The organism is Bradyrhizobium sp. LLZ17 (assembly GCF_041200145.1).
Taxonomy (GTDB): Bacteria; Pseudomonadota; Alphaproteobacteria; order Rhizobiales; family Xanthobacteraceae; genus Bradyrhizobium.
Genome location: NZ_CP165734.1, coordinates 6740224 through 6758981 on the forward strand (window position 1 = coordinate 6740224; position 18758 = coordinate 6758981).

The 18758-nt window shown below is 64.6% G+C and carries 16 protein-coding genes; 10 read left to right on the plus strand and 6 right to left on the minus strand.

Features of this window, described 5'->3' with window-relative positions; translation table 11 throughout:
* Positions 1–213 precede the first annotated feature (213 nt).
* Both AB8Z38_RS32305 and AB8Z38_RS32310 read right to left on the minus strand, forming a co-directional pair.
* Positions 214–3372, minus strand: a complete 3159-nt coding sequence (locus AB8Z38_RS32305; RefSeq protein WP_369721630.1) for an efflux RND transporter permease subunit — start codon at positions 3370–3372, stop codon at positions 214–216.
* A 37-nt stretch (positions 3373–3409) separates the two neighbouring features.
* Positions 3410–4600, minus strand: coding sequence for an efflux RND transporter periplasmic adaptor subunit (locus tag AB8Z38_RS32310; RefSeq protein ID WP_369721631.1), 1191 nt, complete (start codon positions 4598–4600; stop codon positions 3410–3412).
* Positions 4601–4709: 109 nt separating this feature from the next.
* Here AB8Z38_RS32310 and AB8Z38_RS32315 point away from each other — a divergent pair, with 109 nt between their 5' ends.
* The 4 genes from AB8Z38_RS32315 to AB8Z38_RS32330 all read left to right on the plus strand — a co-directional run bounded on the left by AB8Z38_RS32315 (position 4710) and on the right by AB8Z38_RS32330 (position 8002).
* Positions 4710–4868, plus strand: a complete 159-nt coding sequence (locus AB8Z38_RS32315) for a hypothetical protein (protein ID WP_369721632.1) — start codon at positions 4710–4712, stop codon at positions 4866–4868.
* A 62-nt stretch (positions 4869–4930) separates the two neighbouring features.
* Positions 4931–6025, plus strand: coding sequence for an alkaline phosphatase family protein (locus tag AB8Z38_RS32320; RefSeq protein ID WP_369721633.1), 1095 nt, complete (start codon positions 4931–4933; stop codon positions 6023–6025).
* A complete protein-coding gene (locus tag AB8Z38_RS32325) occupies positions 6022–6639 on the plus strand; it encodes an alkaline phosphatase family protein (RefSeq protein ID WP_369721634.1) in 618 nt (205 codons plus the stop codon). The genes AB8Z38_RS32320 and AB8Z38_RS32325 overlap by 4 nt, the downstream gene beginning before the upstream one ends.
* 16 nt (positions 6640–6655) lie before the next feature.
* Entirely contained in the window at positions 6656–8002 is a 1347-nt protein-coding gene (locus AB8Z38_RS32330; RefSeq protein WP_369721635.1) for a cytochrome-c peroxidase, read from the plus strand.
* A gap of 23 nt (positions 8003–8025) precedes the next feature.
* Here AB8Z38_RS32330 and AB8Z38_RS32335 read toward each other — a convergent pair whose 3' ends face one another.
* The 4 genes from AB8Z38_RS32335 to AB8Z38_RS32350 form a co-directional block, all read right to left on the minus strand.
* Positions 8026–9090 carry a hypothetical protein gene (locus AB8Z38_RS32335; RefSeq protein WP_369721636.1) on the minus strand — a complete coding sequence of 355 codons (1065 nt, stop codon included), beginning with the start codon at positions 9088–9090 and terminating at the stop codon, positions 8026–8028.
* Positions 9091–9131: 41 nt separating this feature from the next.
* Positions 9132–9581, minus strand: a complete 450-nt coding sequence (locus AB8Z38_RS32340; protein ID WP_369721637.1) for a cupin domain-containing protein — start codon at positions 9579–9581, stop codon at positions 9132–9134.
* Between the two features lie 171 nt (positions 9582–9752).
* On the minus strand, positions 9753–9923 hold the full coding sequence (locus AB8Z38_RS32345) for a hypothetical protein (protein ID WP_369721638.1): 171 nt from the start codon (positions 9921–9923) through the stop codon (positions 9753–9755).
* A 35-nt stretch (positions 9924–9958) separates the two neighbouring features.
* Positions 9959–10591, minus strand: a complete 633-nt coding sequence (locus tag AB8Z38_RS32350) for a helix-turn-helix domain-containing protein (protein WP_369721639.1) — start codon at positions 10589–10591, stop codon at positions 9959–9961.
* 214 nt (positions 10592–10805) lie between these two features.
* Here AB8Z38_RS32350 and AB8Z38_RS32355 point away from each other — a divergent pair, with 214 nt between their 5' ends.
* From AB8Z38_RS32355 to AB8Z38_RS32380, 6 genes are all read left to right on the plus strand, one after another.
* Positions 10806–12497 carry a peptide ABC transporter substrate-binding protein gene (locus AB8Z38_RS32355; RefSeq protein WP_369721640.1) on the plus strand — a complete coding sequence of 564 codons (1692 nt, stop codon included), beginning with the start codon at positions 10806–10808 and terminating at the stop codon, positions 12495–12497.
* A 27-nt stretch (positions 12498–12524) separates the two neighbouring features.
* Positions 12525–13475, plus strand: a complete 951-nt coding sequence (locus AB8Z38_RS32360; RefSeq protein WP_369721641.1) for an ABC transporter permease — start codon at positions 12525–12527, stop codon at positions 13473–13475.
* Positions 13476–13478: 3 nt separating this feature from the next.
* On the plus strand, positions 13479–14354 hold the full coding sequence (locus tag AB8Z38_RS32365; RefSeq protein WP_369721642.1) for an ABC transporter permease: 876 nt from the start codon (positions 13479–13481) through the stop codon (positions 14352–14354).
* Between the two features lie 58 nt (positions 14355–14412).
* On the plus strand, positions 14413–15741 hold the full coding sequence (locus AB8Z38_RS32370) for an NAD(P)/FAD-dependent oxidoreductase (protein WP_369721643.1): 1329 nt from the start codon (positions 14413–14415) through the stop codon (positions 15739–15741).
* 12 nt (positions 15742–15753) lie between these two features.
* The gene (locus AB8Z38_RS32375) at positions 15754–16680 is read left to right on the plus strand and encodes a 2-hydroxyacid dehydrogenase (RefSeq protein WP_369721644.1); all 927 of its coding nucleotides are present in this window, start codon (positions 15754–15756) and stop codon (positions 16678–16680) included.
* A gap of 201 nt (positions 16681–16881) precedes the next feature.
* Positions 16882–18750: a dipeptide ABC transporter ATP-binding protein gene (locus AB8Z38_RS32380; protein WP_369721645.1), complete on the plus strand. Its 1869-nt coding sequence runs from the start codon at positions 16882–16884 to the stop codon at positions 18748–18750.
* Positions 18751–18758 lie beyond the last annotated feature (8 nt).

Consider the following 18758-nt stretch of genomic DNA (forward strand, 5'->3'; position numbering starts at 1 on the left):
AGTCCCTCCGCGGAAAGATTCTGGATTGCTTCGCTACGCTCGCAATGACGAAGAAGCCGGTGAGGGCGGGGGGATGCCGCTTCACCCACTCTCTGCCGATGATGTCATTCTGCCGGTGTTTTGCCCGACGAGTCAAACGCCTCAGCGCGGCTGAATCAAAAGCTCAGCCTTGTCAATCCCATCTCTACTGTGCATGGGGTTGTTTTCGCGATTTTAGGTCTTCACCCCTGCCACCGGCTGCGCCTCCGGTGTCTTCCGCGACGCGCGCCAGTTCTCAAACCGCTGCACCACCACGAAGAAGGCCGGCACGAACAGCACCGCAAGGCAGGTCGAGGCCAGCATGCCGGAGAACACCGTGATGCCGATCGACTTGCGCGCGCTGGCGCCGGCGCCGGTCGCGATCACCAGCGGCACCACGCCGAGGATGAAGGCGAACGACGTCATCAGGATCGGACGGAAGCGGGCGCGCGCCGCCTCGATCGCGGATTCCGCGACCGGCTTGCCGTCGCGGCCGTGCAGCTCGAGCCCGACCTCGACGATCAGGATCGCGTTCTTGGCCGACAGCGCGATCAGCAGGATCAGGCCGATCTGGCAATACAAATTGTTGTCGATCTTCAAGCCGTTGAGGATCAGCATCGGCCCGATCAGCGACAGCGGCACCGCGAGGATCACCGAGATCGGCGCATACCAGCTCTCGTACTGGCCGGCGAGCACGAAATAGACCAGCAGCATCGCGAGCCCGAACACCCAGTAGATCTGGCTCGAGACCGCCTTCTCCTGATACGACATCGCGGTCCATTCGAAGCCCGTGCCCGGCGGCAGCGTCTTGTCCGCGATCTCCTCCATCAGCTGCAGCGACTGCCCCGACGAATAGCCTTGCGCCGGCAGGCCGACGATGGTCGACGACGGATAGAGATTGTAGAGGCTGATCAGCGATGGGCCGGTGACCGGCGTGATCGTAGCGACGGTGCCGATCGGGATCATGTCGCCGTTCTGGTTGCGCACCATCATGTTGGCGATGTCGCGCTCGGTGACGCGGAACGCCGGATCAGCCTGGGTATAGACCTGGAATACGCGGCCGAACTTGTTGAACTGGTTGACGTAGGACGAGCCGAGATAGGTCGACAGCGCCGAGAACACCTGGTCCGTCGTCACGTGCAGGGTCTGGGTCTTGATGCGGTCGATCTCGACGTTGAACTGCGGCACCGAAGAGCGGAACGAGGACGACACGCGCTGCAGCGCGCTCTGGCTCTGCGCGTTGGAGACCATCGCACCGGTGATCGCCTGGAGCTTTGCGAAATCGCTGTTGCCGTCGCGCAGCTCGACCTGCATCGAGAAGCCGGCGGCGTTGCCGATACCCTGGATCGGCGGCGGCGGCAGCACCAGCGTGCGCGCCTCCATGATGGTCGCGAGCTTGTCGTTCAGCCCGAACACCAGTGAGCGCAGGTCCTCGCCGGGGCCTTTGCGCGCGCCCCAGTCCTTCAGGATGATGTAGGCGACGCCGGCATTGGCAAGGCTCGCGCTGCTGTCGAGCGCGGAGATACCGGCGATGGTGATGACCTGCTGGACGCCCGCCGTGTCCTTGATGAGTTCGCTGGCCCGGTCGAGCACCTTTTGCGTTCGCTCCAGCGAGGCGCCGTCGGGCAGCTGCACCGCGGCGATCAGATAGCCCTGGTCCTCGATCGGAAGGAAGCCGGTCGGCACCCGCGACAGGCCGTAGCCGCCGATCGCGATCAGGACAAGCGCAACCGCAACCGACACCGTGGCGTGCCTGACCAGGACCCCGATCAGCCGGATGTAGCCCCGCTCGACCCGGTTGTAGATCGCGTTGAAGCCCCGGTAAAAGAAGTTGCGCTGCTCCGGCGGTACCGTCGGCCGCAGCCAGAGCGCGCATTGCGTCGGCTTCAGGGTCGCCGCGTTGATGGCGGACAGCAGCGCGGTTGCGGCGATCACCAGCGCGAATTGCGAGTAGATCCGCCCGGTGAGGCCGGCCAGGAACGAGGCCGGCAGGAACACCGAGATCAGCACCAGGGTGATGCCGACGATCGGCGCGAACAGCTGGTCCATCGCCTTGATCGCGGCGTCGTGGCCGTTCATGCCCTGCTCGATATTGTGGGCGGCGCCTTCGACCACGACGATGGCATCGTCAACCACGATGCCGATCGCCAGCACGATCGCAAACAACGTCGACATGTTGATGGTGAAGCCGAGCGCCGCCATCGCGGCGAACGCGCCGATGATGGTCACCGGGACGGTCGTCGCCGGCACCAGCATCGCGCGCCAGTCTTGCAGGAACACCAGGATCACCACCAGCACGAGCAGGCCGGCTTCGATCAGCGTCGTGTAGACCTCATGCACCGAGGCCTGCACGAATTTCGTGGTGTCGAACGGGGTGTCGTACTTCATGCCTTGGGGGAAGGCCTTGGCGAGCTCCGCCATTTTCTTCTCGACGGCCTGCTCGACCTGGAGCGCGTTGGCACCGGGTGACTGGAACACGCCGATGCCGACCGCGGGCTGCTTGTTCAGCGAGAAGATCTGGCTATAGGTCTGCGCGCCGAGCTCGACCCAGCCGACATCGCGCACCCGCGTGACATCGCCGCTGGTGCCAGACTTGACGATGATGTTCTCGAACTGGCTGGTATCGTCGAGCCGGCCATTGACGTTGAGCGTGTACTGGAACGCCTGACCCGGCGGTGTCGGCGGCGCGCCGACCTGGCCCGCCGACACCTGCTGGCTCTGCTGCTGGATCGCCTGGATGACGTCCTGCGGCACCAAACCGCGGGCCTGGAGCTTGTTCGGATCGAGCCAGATCCGCATCGAATACTGGCCGGCGCCGAACACCGTGACGTTGCCGACGCCGGGCAGGCGGGACAGCTCGTCGCGCAAATTGATGGTCGCGTAGTTGCTCAGATACAAGCTGTCGAACGTCGAGTCGGGCGAGGTCAGCGTCACGAACAGCAGGATCGAGGTCGACTTCTTCTGGACGGTGACGCCCTGGTTCTGCACGGACGTAGGCAATTGGGAGAGCGCGCTGGAGACGCGGTTCTGCACCAGCACTTGCGCGAAGTTGAGGTCGGTGCCGATCTTGAAGGTTACGGTCAGGGTATAGGTGCCGTCGGACGCGCTGTAGGACTGCATATAGAGCATGTCCTCGACGCCGTTGACCTGTTGCTCGATCGGGAGCGCAACGGTGTCGATCACGGTCTTGGCGCTGGCGCCGGGATAGCGCGTGGTGACCTGCACTGTCGGCGGCACCACGTCCGGGTATTGCGAGATCGCGAGATTGAACAGCGCCACGCCACCGATCAGGATCATGAGGAGCGCGATGACGTTCGAGAGGACCGGCCGCTCGATGAAGAATTTTGAGATCATGGCCGGCGACCCCTCACTTGACTGATCACTTCGCAGTTCACTTGGCAGACGCTTGCGGCTGTTCGATCTTGGTCAGCTGCGGATCGATCTTCTGGCCCGGAATCACCCTGAGCAGCCCCGCGATGACGATGCGGTCGTCCGGCTTCAGGCCGCTTTCGATCACGCGCAGGCCGTTGTCCACGGCGCCGATCTGCACCTTGCGCTGCTCGACCAGATCGTCCTTGTTGACCACCAGGATATAGCGGCCGCCCTGGTCGCTGCCGAGCGCGGTGTCGGGAACGAGCAGAGCGTTCTTGTCCCGGTCGAAGGGCACGCGGACGCGGGCGAAATAGCCGGGCAGCAGCACCCGATTGTCGTTGGGGACGAGGCCGCGCACCGCGAGCGTTCCGGTCGACTGGTTGAGGGTCGGCGCGACATAATCGAGGTGGCCTTCATGGGGATAGCCGGTCTCGGTCTGGAGGCCGACCTCGATCGGAAACTGCTTGAGATCGGCGGGGGTCAGCCCGCGGCGCTGCGCCTCGGCGCGAATCCGCAGCACGTCCTGCTCGTTGACGGTGAAGTTCACATAGATCGGCTCCATCGCCACGATGGTCGCGAGCTGGGTTGGCGAGGCGACGCCGACAAGCTCGCCGATCGAGACCATGTGCGCACTGACGATGCCGTCGAACGGCGCGACCACCTTGGTGTAGCCGTAGTTGACCTCGGCAAGCCTGGTATTGGCCTGGGCCTGCTGGAGATTGGCCTGGGCGTTGTCGCGGGTCGACGTCGAGGTGTCGAGGGTGGCCTGCGATACGGCCTGCCGCTGCACCAGATCGCTCTGTCGCTTGAAGTCGGCTTCCGCCTGCTTGAGCGAGGCCTGCGCGCCGGCTTCGGCCGCCTGCGCCTGATCGAGCTTGAGCTTGTAGGTCTCGGGCTCGATCGTGAACAGCTGGGTGCCCTGCTTGACGAAGGTGCCGTCCTGATAGTCGATCGATTGCAGGAAGCCCTGCACCCGTGCCACCAGATCGACGCTCTTGATCGGCGCGGTATTGCCGGTGGCCTCGACATAGCGCGTGACCGGGCGCTGCACGGGTATGGCGACGTCCACCTTGGGCGGCGGCGGTGCCACGAAGCTGTTCTTGTCCTCGCAGCCCGCGAGCGCGACTATCGCCGCGACAGCAGCTAGCCGGCCGATCTGCCGCCACTGCCTCTCGCGTCGAACAGGAGAAGTGAGATTCGAGCGCGTCATTCGGTGGCCCCCGATGGCTGTCTGTCGGTGCGACAAGTTAGCAACAAATGACCGGTCGTGGAACCACCATAGCCATGGCAGTCGCAGGCCTTGCACCGCAAACAGTGGCGTGGCCTTTGGCAGTCTGGCGGCCGCGCACTTGGCGGAGGCGTTTGAAAGCTACATCGCTCGCTCCCTCGCCGAGGAGATCGATGGTGCCTTCCTGGCAATGCGGCCTCATGAAATCCTGTCCGAACAGCAGCGCGAGGTGCCTCTCGCGTCAAACTGACACAGCTCTGTCAAATGCGATCGCTAGGGTTTGCCGCGTCACTTCTTCGGGGGCAAACAAAGATGAAATCCAGATTTTTGACGACGGCTGCGATTTTCGCGGTCGCGACGGCACTTGCGTGCGCCATGCCGGTTCTCGCAGACGATTTCGGCCGGGATCGGGATCACGATCACGATCATGATCGCCATCCGCATGAGATCCACACCGAGACGCCGATCAAGCATCTCGTGATCATCTTCAACGAGAACCGCTCGTTCGATCATTACTTCGCGACCTATCCCAACGCGGCCAATCCGTCCGGCGCGATTCCCTTCGTGCCGAAGCCGCATACGCCGAAGGTCAACAATCTCGCCAATGCCAATCTGCTGGTGAACAATCCGAACAACAATCCCGCCAACGGCACCGGCGCGACCGATCCGTTCCGGCTCGATCGTACCCAGGCCAACACGCGTTCGCAGAACCACGCTTACACGCCCGAGCAGCAGGCGGTCGACAACGGCAAGGACGACCTGTTCCCGAAATTCACCGGCCGCGGCACCGCCGGCGGCGCCGGCGCGTTCGGCACCAACGGGCAGGTGATGGGCTATTTCGACGGCAACACCGTCACAGCGTTCTGGAACTACGCCCAGCACTTTGCCATGAGCGACAATGCCTGGACCGACACCTTTGGTCCGTCGACGCCGGGCGCGCTCGAGGTGATCTCGGGCCAGACCAACGGCGCCGTGAATATCGTCGGCACGTCGACACAGACCGTTCCCGACGGCCAGGGCGGACTGACGCTGATCGGCGACACTGATCCGGGCATTGACCCCTGCTCGAGCACGACCAGCACGGTCCTGATGGACGGCAAGAATATCGGCGACCTGCTCAACGACGAGCACATCAGCTGGGGCAGCTTCATGGGCGGCTTGATCTCACGCTCAAGAATGCCAACGGCACGACCGGGTGCGCACGCAGCACCTTCTCGACCGTCGTGGGCGCCGCCACTGCGGACTACATTCCGCACCACGCCTGGTTCCAGTACTACAAGTCGACGGCCAACCCGACCCATGCGCGGCCGAGCTCGGTCCACGCGATCGGCCATACCCACGACCTCAACGGCAAGATCGACCCGGCCAATCACGGCTATGATCTCGAAGACTTCTACGCTGCGGTGAAGGCCGGCAATTTTCCGGCGGTTTCCTACATCAAGTTGCCGGCTTACCAGGACGGTCATGCCGGCTATTCTGATCCGCTCGACGAGCAGATCGGGAGTGTCGAGCTGATCAACTTTCTCCAGAAGCAGCCGGAGTGGCGCGAGACCGCCGTCATCGTCACCTATGACGACTCCGACGGCTGGTACGACCACCAGTACGTCGCGCCGAAGAGCGCGTCCTATGATCCGGCCGCCGATCAGGTCAACGGTCCGGGCTTGTGCGGCCTCGGTCCGAAGAAGCAACCGGCGCCGAACGGCCTCAACGGCAAACCGGTGAACGGCCGCTGCGGGCCCGGCGCCCGCGTGCCCTTCATCGTGGTCTCGCCCTATGCGAGGGCGAACTTCGTCAGCCATACCTATGTCTCGCAGGCGTCCGTGGTGGGGTTCATCGAGGACAATTGGCTGCACGGCAAACGCCTGGGCGGTGGCTCGTTCGATGCCACGACCGGATCGATCATGGACCTGTTCGACTTCGATCGGGACCACAGCCACGACTTCCGCACCGACGCGCTGTTCCTCGATCCGACCGCCGGCACGGTCATGGTCAGCCCGCCGGACGAGCACCATCACCACTAGTCCGACGGAAGGTCATATGCACAGCCGCACTTTGTGGCTCCTCGGCGCCGGCCTGCTCTCGCTGGCCGGCGCTGTTTTTGCGGCCGAGACGCAAGCACCGGCCGAAGCGATTCCGTCGGGCCTCAATCCGAACCCGGTTCATCTCTATCGCCCGCCCTCCGAACCGCTCTCGGCGATGGCGCAGCTCGGCAAGGCGATCTTCTTCGACGCATCGTTGTCTTCGTCCGGTGCGCTGTCATGCGCATCCTGTCACAGTCCGGATCACGCTTACGGCCCGCCCAATGACGCCCCGGTCATGCTTGGCGCCGCCGATTTGTCGCGGCAGGGTGCGCGTGCCGTTCCGTCGCTGACCTATCTGGAGCGCCAGCCGAATTTCAGCATCGGCCCGGACAAGGGCGACGACGACCACGTCATGGACCTCGCGCAGATGGCCGCGCTCGGCCGGCAGTCCGCACGCACCACGAAAACCGCTGGCGGGAATGCCGCGTCGGCGGCGAACATCGTGCCGCAAGGCGGGCTGTTCTGGGACGGCCGCGCCGACACGCTGCAGGACCAGGCGCTGTTCCCGCTGCTCGATCCCAACGAGATGGACGGCGGCAGCCCCGAGATCGTCGCGGACAAGCTGCGCCATGCGTCTTACGCCCAGCGTTTCGTCGAGCTGTTCGGCGCCCGCGTGCTCGACAATCAGCGGCTCCTGATCGCGGAGGCGATGTTTGCGGCGGCGCGCTATCAGGTCGAAGAGCCGAGCTTCCATTCCTACAGCAGCAAGTACGATCACTGGCTCGAGGGCAAGGCGCAGCTGAGCGAGAGCGAACTGCGCGGCCTGCAATTGTTCAACGATCCCGACAGGGCCAACTGCGCCGGCTGCCATCCCTCGGCGCCGACCCGCGATGGCCTGCCACCGTTGTTCACCGACCATCAATACGAGGCGCTCGGCGCGCCGCGCAACGCAGCGCTCGCGAATAATCGCGATCCGAACTATTTCGATCTCGGCGTCTGCGGGCCGCATCGCACCGACATCTCCGAGCAGACGCAATATTGCGGCATGTTCCTGACCCCGACATTGCGCAACGCCGCAACGCGCCACGCCTTCTTCCATAATGGCGTCTTCAGCACTCTCGAGCAGGTACTCGATTTCTATAATTTCCGTGACACCAACCCGGGAAAATTTTTTCCGCGCGCCGCCGACGGCACGGTGCAGAAGCACGACGACCTGCCGCGAAAATATCACTCCAATGTCGACGTCACCGATCCGCCGTTCAATCGTCATGCCGGCGAGAAGGCGGCAATGACCGAGCAGGACGAGGCCGACATTATCGCGTTCCTGAAGACGCTGACCGACGGCTACAAGGCGGAAAACTAGCTCGTCTCCCGCAGGGTACGGCCCTATCGTGGCTTGATCTCCGCGTATTTCGCCATCGCCTTCTCGAACTTCCGCTTGAACAGCCACATCGCGCCGAGAATCTCGCGGAAGCTGGCCGAGCTTCGCGCGCGGTCTGCCTTGCCGAAGGCGAAGATGCTGTTGTTGCGCAGGTGCTTCATGATGGTGGGATCTGACACCCTGTAGTTCAAGAAGTCGCCCGACTTCAGTGCGGAGCGCGTCGGCGTCGGGATGATCTGGATCAGCTCGAACAGCTTCATCTGCTCGATCGGATCGGGTAACGTCTTGACGATCGCGGGGATCTCGGCAAACAGCTCCGCATGCGCGTTCATGAGGCCGTCGCGCACATTGGTCCAGTGATTGAAACGGCGATCGGTGCCGCGGGACCGCGCCTCTTCCTTGTCGTCGCGCGCGTTCAACGCGGGATCGGCGGCCGCGATCGCGCCCTTGATGGCTTCCCATTTGCGCTGGCCGTTGCGGTCCTCGGACGGGCCGGTCTGGAGGCTGCCCATATAGGTGTTCGAGCGCCCGTTGCGGACGTTCTGCTTGCCGTTGGTCTCGGCAAAGAACAGGCCCAGACTGATGCGGCCTGCAGCTTCAGCGTGGGCCGGCGCAAGCCCCTTGGCGCGCGCGATCGCTGTGGCGAGATCGACCACGTCCCTGAACGGCGTCGCCGAGTTTTGTGCGTTTGCGGGCGGCGCCTCCATGATCTCGAACAGATCAGCATATTCGTCGACCAGCGGTTCGATCTCGGCATCGAAATAGGCCGGGGGAATCTCGAACTTGTTCGGCCTTCCGATCCGCGACGGCATGGCGTCGGTGAGATCCTTGTACGTGCTGATCACCGCGACGCGCGCGAGATAAAGTGCCTGGCCCGGCAGGTTCGGCAGCACTTGCTTCGTCTCGATCTGGCGGCGCCGCTCGGCAAGGACCGATTTGAAATCGGCCAGCGCGCGATCGTAGGCGGCTTGCGCCTCCGATTGCGTTGGCGTCAGCGCTTGCGCCTGGCTCGCGGCAAATGTCGCGAAGAGCAGCGCGAGCGCCGCGATGGCGCGACCTCCTGCACGCATGGCCGGTTTCCCCAACGATTCGTCCGTCAGGGCATCATAGCCTAGTCGTTGGCTTCCGGCGGCAGGAAGTCGACCTCGTGCAGGGCCGAGATGCGGACGACCTCGGCGGGGTCGGTCAGATTGTGAAGCTGGTTGAACAGCGCCTCGAGCTTCTGCATCGGCGAGACCCAGAACAGCGCGCGGGCCGGCTTGTCGGACTTGTTGAAATAGCCGTGCGGGATACCGCGCGGCAGGCGCACGAGGTCGCCGGCATGGGCCTTGACCCACTGGCCGTCCAGCTTGAGGTCAAGCGTGCCTTCCTGCACCAGGATGAATTCGTCCTGGGTCGGATGGATGTGCACCGGCACGAATTGACCCGGCTCGCTGTTGGTCTCGAATGCGAAGGTGGACTCGGTGACGGCCTTGGGGAAATAGACCTGGCCCAGGATGTTCCAGCTCTTGCCGCCATAGCCAGTGCCGTTTGCAGTAATGCCTTTTTCAAGTGCGGTCATGGCTCGCCTCCAAATGGATCCCGATGGGCGGCAGCATCGGCTGTGGGCGGGTGCTTGTCTATCGCGAAACGCATCCCGAGCCGACCAGCGGCTTGCCGCACGCTCGGAGGTCGGCCGCTCGCTCATGGCACCACGACGTGCCTCATCTTCGCGGGTTGAGGCTGCCGAACATCAAGGCTGCCTCGGCTCCGTGGTCCATTGCGTATGGCAGCCGCGGCGGTCGTCACCGGCGCAGATGATCCGGCACGCATCGTCCATCGCGCAGTCGACATAGAACCACACGAAATAGGAGACGATGACGATAAAGGCGATCCACAGCGTTGCCCTGGTCTGTCGATCCATCTGCCTACTGAACTCGTCTTGAAGGTTGCCGCGCTTCAGCCTGCCGGCGAATCGGTCTGGTGCAGTGTCGTGACCCAGATCACACGCGCCGCGTGCTGCGTTGGGTTGTCGAACATGTGCGGCACGGTGCTCGGAAAGCGGAAACTGTCGCCGGCCTCCAGCAAATGCGCCTGGTTGTCGAGCCACAGCCGCAGGCTGCCGGAGATGATATAGCCGGCCTTCTCACCGGTGTGCTGCAAGAAATCAGTGCCGGAGGACGCGCCAGGGTTGAGCGTGAGTTCGTACAGCTCGAGCTGGCCCTTGTCTGACGGTGTCAGCGCCTCCTTGACGACGCCGCTCGCGGTGAGCCGCAGCAGGCGCCGGCTGCTCTTGCGCACGATGTAGCGCTGCACGTCGGCGGCATCGGGCGTCTCGAAGAAATACGAGATCGGAACGTCGAGCGCGATGCTGAGCAGCCGCAGCGTGCGGATCGACGGCATGGCGCGCGCGCGTTCGAGCTGGCTGATCATGCCGTTGGACAGGCCGGTCCTGTTGGCAACGTCCTGGATCGAGAGGCCGGCGCGCTGACGCAGCAGCCGCACGGTTTCGCCGAGGCGCTGGTCGCTGGCCTCATCGCCGTCCATCGCTGGAGCGTCCTTCGGACCGCTCGTGTCGCCGCGACCATCCATGTCGCTCTCCCATGCATCGCCTCGCCGCCGGAATGCGCCGGCGGCGTTCAGTCGAGGTGAAAACGTCGCGCATCCTAGCAATGCGATTGACAGCTGTATTTAGTCATGATGAACTTTTGGGAGAAAAATTTAGAAGCACTAAAGCCCACTCCTGTCCCTTTGCCGGGGTTGGGGGCGCGGGAGACGGTGCCGTGTGCGACAACGGAGAGTGGTCATGGCAGACGACACCGGTAGGTTCGGCGTTGGGGCACTGCATCTGGGCATTCCAGATCGGCGTCAGTTTGTCCAGCTCGGTGCAGGCGCGGCGGCGGGATGGACATTTGCAGGCAATGCCTTTGCCCAGACCGAGCGCCCCACCAATCCACCGGACAAGCCGCGCGGGCAGGTGATCGCGGCACTGTCGCAGGAGCCGACGGTCTTTCATCCGCTGATGCCCGGCATCGAAGTCGATCAGGGCATCTGGTGGCAGGTGTTCTCGCCGCTCTGGTTCATCGACCCCGACGGCAACTTCATTCCCGATCTCGCCCGCGAAGTCCCTACAATCGAGAACGGCGGGCTGTCGGCCGACGGCCTGACCTGGAAGATCAAGCTGCGCAGCGACGTAAAATGGCACGACGGCACACCGTTCACGGCGGAGGACGTGAAGTTCTCGCTCAACTTGATCAACAGTCCGGATTTCCGCGCGCGCAGCCGCGTCGGGCATCATCTGGTGAAGGACATCGACATCGTCGCGCCGGACGAGATCCATTGGCGGATGGAGACGGCTTATTCGCCCTACATGTCGATCCTGGCGGCGCTGACCTTTATCGTGCCCAAGCACATCCTGGAGAAGGTGACCGATCCGAACGCTTCACCGTTCCACAACGCGCCGGTCGGCACCGGTCCGTTCCGCTGGGGCGAGCGGGTGCCCGGCGACCACATCCAGTTGAATGCAAATGCCGGCTACCACGGCAAAGGACCTTACGTCGAACGCGTGGTCTTCAAATACATCCCGGATCTCACCGTTCTCTACACCCAGTTCCGCACCGGCCAGGTCGACTACACCGGCCTGCAAGGCATTTTGCCGAACTTCGTGCAGGAGGCGAAGACGTTGAAGGGGCGCAAGATCTTCGTCTCCTCGACGTCCTCGGTCGAGCACATCGCGCCCAATCTGGAGTTCGGTGCGTTCGCCGACCGCACGGTGCGTGAGGCGCTGTATCTCGCGATCAACAAGCAGGCGATCATCGATGCACTGAACTACGGCCTGCCGACCCAGACCGAAAGTTTCGTGCCGCAGCAGGCCTGGTCGTTCCAGCAGGGCCTGCCGCAACACAAATATGATCCGGCAAAAGCCAATGCGCTGCTCGATGCCGCCGGATGGGTGCGCGGCGCGGGCGGCGTGCGCGAGAAGGGCGGCGTCAAGCTCGAATTCACCAATTCTACGACATCCGGCAATGCGGTCCGCGAGCAGACCCAGCAGCTCCTGATCCAGGACTGGCGCGCGATTGGTGCTGCGATGCGCGTCAACAACATGCCCGCCGCGGTGATCTGGGGTGATTTCTGGCAGCAGTCGAAGTTCAACTCGGTGATCGTGGGGGTGAACTTCATGCTGGGCAGCGACCCCGACGTGACGCCGCGGTTCGGCTCTGGTGCGATTCCCGCCAAGGGCGGCCGCGGCTACAACACCTATCAATACCAGAGCGCGGAAGCCGACCGGCTGCTTGCCCAGGGCGCCAGACAGTTCGATCTCGCGCAGCGCAAGACCACCTATGGCGAACTGCAAAAGCTCGTGCGCAACGACCTCGCCATCCTGCCGCTGTTCCAGGGCTTCATCGCCGAAGGCGTGAAGGAGGGGCTCCAGGGTTTCCGTCCCAACATCAACATGTCGATCAACTGCTGGAACATCCGCGAGTGGTATTGGGCCTGATGCATCCGATCCGCGGGATCGCCTGAGATGGCCCGTTACGTCGCCAATCGCCTGACGCAGGCGATCCTGCTGCTGGTGATCGTCTCCGCGATCGGCTTTGCCGTCCTGCACCTGGCGCCGGGCGGGCCGCTGTCGCAATTTGCCGCCTCCGCGCAGATGACGCAGGAGGATTTCGAGCGCGTCAGCAGGCAGCTCGGCCTCGATCGCTCGCTGCCGATCCAGTACCTCGATTGGTTCGGCCGCATGCTGAAAGGCGACTGGGGCCGCTCGTACCGCGACGGCGAGGCGGTGCTCTCGGTGATCTCCTCGCATCTCGGCGCCACGCTGGAACTGATGGCGACGGCGACCATCATCGCGGTGCTGCTCGGCTGCTGGATCGGCGTGCTCGGTGCGCTGCGCCGCTATTCGCTGTTCGATACGCTCGCAACCGTCGGGGCCATGATCGCGCTGTCGATCCCGACCTTCTGGTTCGGCCTCGTCACCATCTACGTCTTCTCGGTGAAGCTCGGCTGGCTGCCGGCCGGTAATCGCGAGACCATCGGCGACGGGTCGCCGCTGGACCTGCTGCATCATCTGATCGCGCCGGCGCTGGTGCTGGCGCTGGTCGAGACCGCGATGTGGGGGCGCTTCATGCGCTCCGCGATGCTCGAAGTCATCAACCAGGATTACATCCGCACCGCGCGCGCCAAAGGCATGCCGGAATGGCGCATCCTCACCGTGCACGCGCTACGCAACGCGTTGCTGCCGATGATCACCGTTGCGGGGCTTCAATTTCCGACGCTGCTTGGAGGAGCGCTGGTTGCCGAGACCGTGTTCACCTGGCCCGGCATGGGCCGGCTGTTCCTCGATTCCATCGGCTATCGCGATTATCCCGTGGTGATGGGCATCCTGATGTTCTCGGCCACCATGGTGCTGATCGGCTCGCTGCTTGCCGACATCCTTTACGCGGTCGTCGATCCGCGCATCCGGGTGGGCTAGGCGATGGCGACTGTAGTCGTGTCCACCGCTCAACCCGCACCCGGCCAGGCCGCGTGGCAGCGATTCCGCCGACACCGGCTTGCGCTCGCGGGCGCGGTCATCATTCTCGTCCTTGTTCTCGGCTCGGCGCTCGGCCCTTATCTGCTGCCGTTCGACGACACGTATATCGACATCATGAAGCGGTTCGCGCCGCCGCTGTCGGGCGCGCACATTCTCGGCACCGACGAGCTTGGCCGCGATGTGCTGGCCCGGCTGATGATGGGCGCGCGCGTCTCGCTGTCGATCGGCATCGTCGCGATGGTGATCGCGATGGCGGTGGGCATCGCCGTCGGCGCCTTCGCCGGCTTCTACGGCGGCGTGGTCGGCGCGGTCCTGATGCAGCTCGTCGACGGCGTGCTGTGCTTTCCGACCATCTTTCTCCTGCTTGCGCTGGCGGCGCTCACCGAGCCCGGCGTCGTCACCACCACCGTGCTGATCGCAGCGACCGCCTGGATGTGGGTGGCCCGCGTCGTCGAAGCCCAGGTGCGCTCGCTGCGGGAGCGCGAGTTTGCGGTGGCCGCGCTCGCGTTCGGCTCGTCGAACCTGCGGATCATGTTCCGCGAGCTCGTGCCCAATGCGATGGCGCCGATCGTGGTGGCAGCGACGCTGAACGTCGCCAAGTCGATCCTGCTGGAATCCTATCTCAGCTATCTCGGTTACGGCATTCAGCCGCCGGCCGCTAGCCTGGGCAACATGCTCAACAACGCGCAGATCTATCTCACCAGTGCGCCCTGGCTTGCCATTGCGCCGGGCGTTGTCATCACGCTCGCGGTGACGAGCTTCAACTTCCTCGGCGACGGGCTGCGCGACGCGCTCGACCCGCGGATGAACATCCCATGATCTGCAAACCAGCGACGAGCAAGCTTGCATCGATCGAACCGACTTCCAGGAGTGTCCTATGTCCCCGCCGCTCAACCGTATAAACAGCGACGAACGCCTGCCGGCGCAGGTGGACGTCGTCGTCATCGGCGGCGGCGTGATCGGCGTCTCGGCGGCCTATCATCTCGCGAAGAAGGGGCTTTCCGTCGCGTTGGTCGAGAAGGGGCATGTCGGGGGCGAGCAGTCGAGCCGCAACTGGGGCTGGTGCCGGCAGCAGGGCCGCGCGCGGGAGGAGATTCCGCTGGCGCGCGAAGCGTTGCGACTGTGGGAGGACATGCAGAACGACGCCGGCGTCGATGCCGGCTTCCGCCGCACCGGCGTGCTGTTCCTGACCAAGAGCAAGGACGAGCTCGCCAGCTGGGAGCGCTGGGCGGCGATGGCGCGCGAACAACAGGTTCACTCCACCGTGCTGACGCCGGCCGAGATCGCCGAGCGCCTGCCCGGCAATGCCGAGACGTGGGTTGGCGGCCTGCACACGCCGAGCGACGGGCGCGCCGAGCCCTCGATGGCCGTGCCCGCGCTTGCGACCGCTGCGCGAAAACACGGCGTCACCATCCACCAGGGCTGCGCCGCGCGCGGATTGGAGACACAGGGCGGACGCGTCAGCGCCGTCGTCACCGAGAAGGGGACCATTCGCACGCAATCCGCCCTGCTGTCGGGTGGCGCGTGGTCGTCGCTGTTCTGCCGCCGCCATGGCATCGAGCTGCCGATAGGCCTCGTCAACGCCACCGCGTGCCGGACCACGCCGGGTCCGGAGATCACGTCGGGTGCGCTTGGCACCGATTTCTACTGTATCCGCCGCCGCCTCGACGGCGGCTTTACGCTCGCGCTGCGCAACCGCGGCACGGTCGAGCTGTCGCCCGACCTGTTCCGCTACGCACGCACCTTCTGGCCGACCTACCTGCATCGCCGCAACGGCTTGAAGATGTCGTTCGGCAAGTCGTTCTTCGACCAGCTCGCGCGCGGCACGAGCTGGGGCTTTGACAAGCCGTCGCCGTTCGAGACCGAGCGTGTGCGCGATCCCGAGCCTGACATGTCGCTGGTCAATGCGGCGCTGGCTTCGCTGATCAAGTCGAACCCCGAGCTGAAGGACATCGAGATCGCAGAAGCCTGGGGTGGCACCATCGACTGCACGCCGGACACGATTCCGGTGATCTCGCAGGTCGACGCGCTTCCGGGCTTCTTCCTCGCCACCGGATTCTCCGGCCACGGTTTCGGCATCGGCCCTGCGGCCGGCAAGCTCGCCGCCGATATCGTGACGGGGTCGACGCCGCTGGTCGATCCGGCAGCTTACAGCCACACGCGCATGATCGACGGCCGCCGGCTCGCGCCGGTCAGCCCGTTCTGAGGCTTTGACAGTATGACGGTTCTCTACAAGGCCAACATGGTGCGCGGCGCGGAGTGGGCGCGCTTCTTCGCGGAGCGCGCGCCCGACCTGCCGTTCCGGCTCTGGCCCGACATCGGCGATCCCGCGGAGGTGCGCTACCTGGTGGCGTGGGTGCCGCCGGATGACATCGCGGCGACCTTTCCCAATCTCGAGCTGGTCTTCTCGGTCGGCGCCGGCGTCGATCAGTTCGACACCACGAAAGTTCCGCCCCACATCCCGCTTGTCCGGATGCTGGAGCCGGGCATTGCCGAGACGATGGTGGAATACGTCACCATGTCCGTGCTGGCGCTGCACCGCGATCTCCTGCACTTCATCAGCCAGCAGAAGGCGCAGATCTGGCGCGAGATCCGGATCACGCCGGCGAAGCGTCGGCGCGTCGGCGTCATGGGGCTCGGGCAGCTCGGCCAGGCCGTGCTCGAACGCCTCAAGGCGTTCGAGTTTCCGCTTCTCGGCTGGAATCGCTCGCCGCGCGATATCGAAGGCGTTGCTTGCTATGCCGGCGCGGAGACACTCCCAAAATTTCTCGCGCAGGCTGACATTCTGGTGTCCCTGCTGCCGCTGACCGACGACACTCGCGGTATCCTCAACGCGGACCTGTTCGCGCGGCTGCCGCGCGGTGCCTCTCTCGTTAACGTCGGCCGTGGCCCGCATCTGGTCGAAGCGGATTTCCTCGCCGCGCTCGATAGTGGCGCGCTTTCAGGTGCGGTGCTCGACGTCGCCGAACCCGAGCCGCTGCCCGCCGGTCATCCCTTCTGGAGCCACCCGCGCATCCTGCTGACCCCGCACAATGCCAGCATGACGACGCCGGATACGGCGGTCGATTACGTGCTCGACGTCATCGCACGGCACCGCCGCGGCGAAGAGCTGCCGGGGCGTGTCGATCGTAGTCGAGGCTACTGAGGGCGCAATGGCAATGGTGACATCAGTGCAGCCACGAGCTCAGTTCACCTCTCCCGCTTGCGGGAGAGATCGGCGCGCAGCGCCGGGTGAGGGTTCTCTCCTCTTGGAGGTCCTCGATCGTGGAAGCACCCTCTCCCCAACCCTTCCCGGCAAGCGGGGGAGGGAGCGCACCTTCGTTGCGGCATGCATCAGGTGCTTCGCATGAACACCGGCGCAAATGCATCCGAGCAGGTCGTCGCCGAAGCACAGTGTCCCATGCTGTCGGTCGCAGGCCTCACGACCTCGTTCATGCGCGAGCAGCAATGGGTCCCGGTCGTTCGCAACGTCTCGTTCGACATTGCCGCGCGGGAAACCGTTGCCATCGTCGGCGAGTCCGGGTCGGGCAAGAGCGTCACCGCGCTCTCCATCATGCGCCTCATTCCGAGGGAGAGCGGCCGTATCGAGGGCCGCGTCGCGCTTTCCGGCCGCGATCTGCTGACGCTGCCCGAAGCGGGCATGAAGGATATTCGTGGCAACGAGATTGCCATGATCTTCCAGGAGCCGATGACGAGCCTCAACCCGGTGCTCACCATCGGCTTCCAGATTGCGGAAGCACTGATTCAGCATCGCGGACTGTCGCGCCCCGCTGCCGAGACCGAGACCATCCGTCTGCTCGATCGTGTCCGCATCCCCGCAGCGAAATCGCGTTTTCACGAGCATCCGCATCGCTTCTCGGGCGGCATGCGCCAGCGGGTGATGATCGCGATGGCGCTCGCCTGCAAGCCCAAACTCCTGATCGCCGACGAGCCCTCCACGGCACTCGACGTCACCATCCAGGCCCAGATACTGGAGCTTCTGAAAGAGCTCCAGCGCGAGGAGGGGATGTCGATCCTCTTCATCACCCACGACATGGGCGTGGTCGCCGAGATCGCCGATCGCACCGTGGTGATGTATGCCGGCCAGGCGGTGGAGACCGACGCGACTGCGCACATCTTCGCATCACCCTCGCATCCCTACACAAGCGCGCTGCTCGCGGCCGTGCCGCGCCTCGGCTCGATGGACGGACGCGCGCGGCCGATGCGTTTTCCGATCGTTGACAAGATGACGGGGACGTCCGACGATCCGACGGAAACGCCTGATACGGTCTCGACCGCCGAACGCCCGCTGCTCGAGGTGTCCAACCTCACCACGCGCTTCGCGATCCGGTCGGGATTGTTCGGAAAGGTCTCCGGCCGGGTCCACGCGGTCGAGAACATCTCATTTACGCTACGCGCCGGCGAGACGCTGGCGCTGGTCGGCGAGTCCGGGTGCGGCAAGTCGACGACCGGCCGCTCGATCCTCAAGCTGATCGAGCCGGACAGCGGCACGGTTCTGATCGAGGGCCAGGATGTGCTCGCCATGAACGGCCGCACCTTGCGAGACTTCCGCAAGAGGATGCAGATCGTGTTCCAGGATCCGTTCGCGAGCCTCAATCCGCGCATGTCGGTGGGAACGGCGATCGCCGCGCCGCTGCTCGCCAACGGCCTCGCCACCGCCGCTCAGGCGCGCGACAAGGTCGCCGATCTGCTCACGCGCGTCGGCCTGACGGCTGACATGGCCGCGCGTTTCCCGCATGAGTTCTCCGGCGGCCAGCGCCAGCGCATCTGCATCGCGCGTGCGCTGGCGCTCGGACCGAAGCTGATCATCGCCGACGAGGCGGTCTCGGCGCTCGACGTCTCGATCAAGGCGCAGGTGGTCAATCTCATCCTCGATCTTCAGGCCAGCATGGGCCTGGCCTATCTCTTCATTTCCCACGACATCGCGGTGGTCGAGCGCATGAGCCATCGCGTCGCGGTGATGTATCTCGGCGAGATCGTCGAGATCGGTCCGCGTGCGGCCTTGTTCGGCAATCCCCAGCATCCCTACACGAAGAAGCTGATGGCCGCGGTGCCGGTGCCCGATCCTGCTCGGCGCGGCATCAGGCGCGAGGTCGCCAACGACGAAATCAGAAGTCCGGTGCGCGCGCCGGATTACCAGCCGCCGGTGCGGCAATATCGCGAAGTCTCGCCGGGTCACGTCGTCCAGGTCTGGGGCGCGGAGTGGTCGGCCTGAGGCGCGGA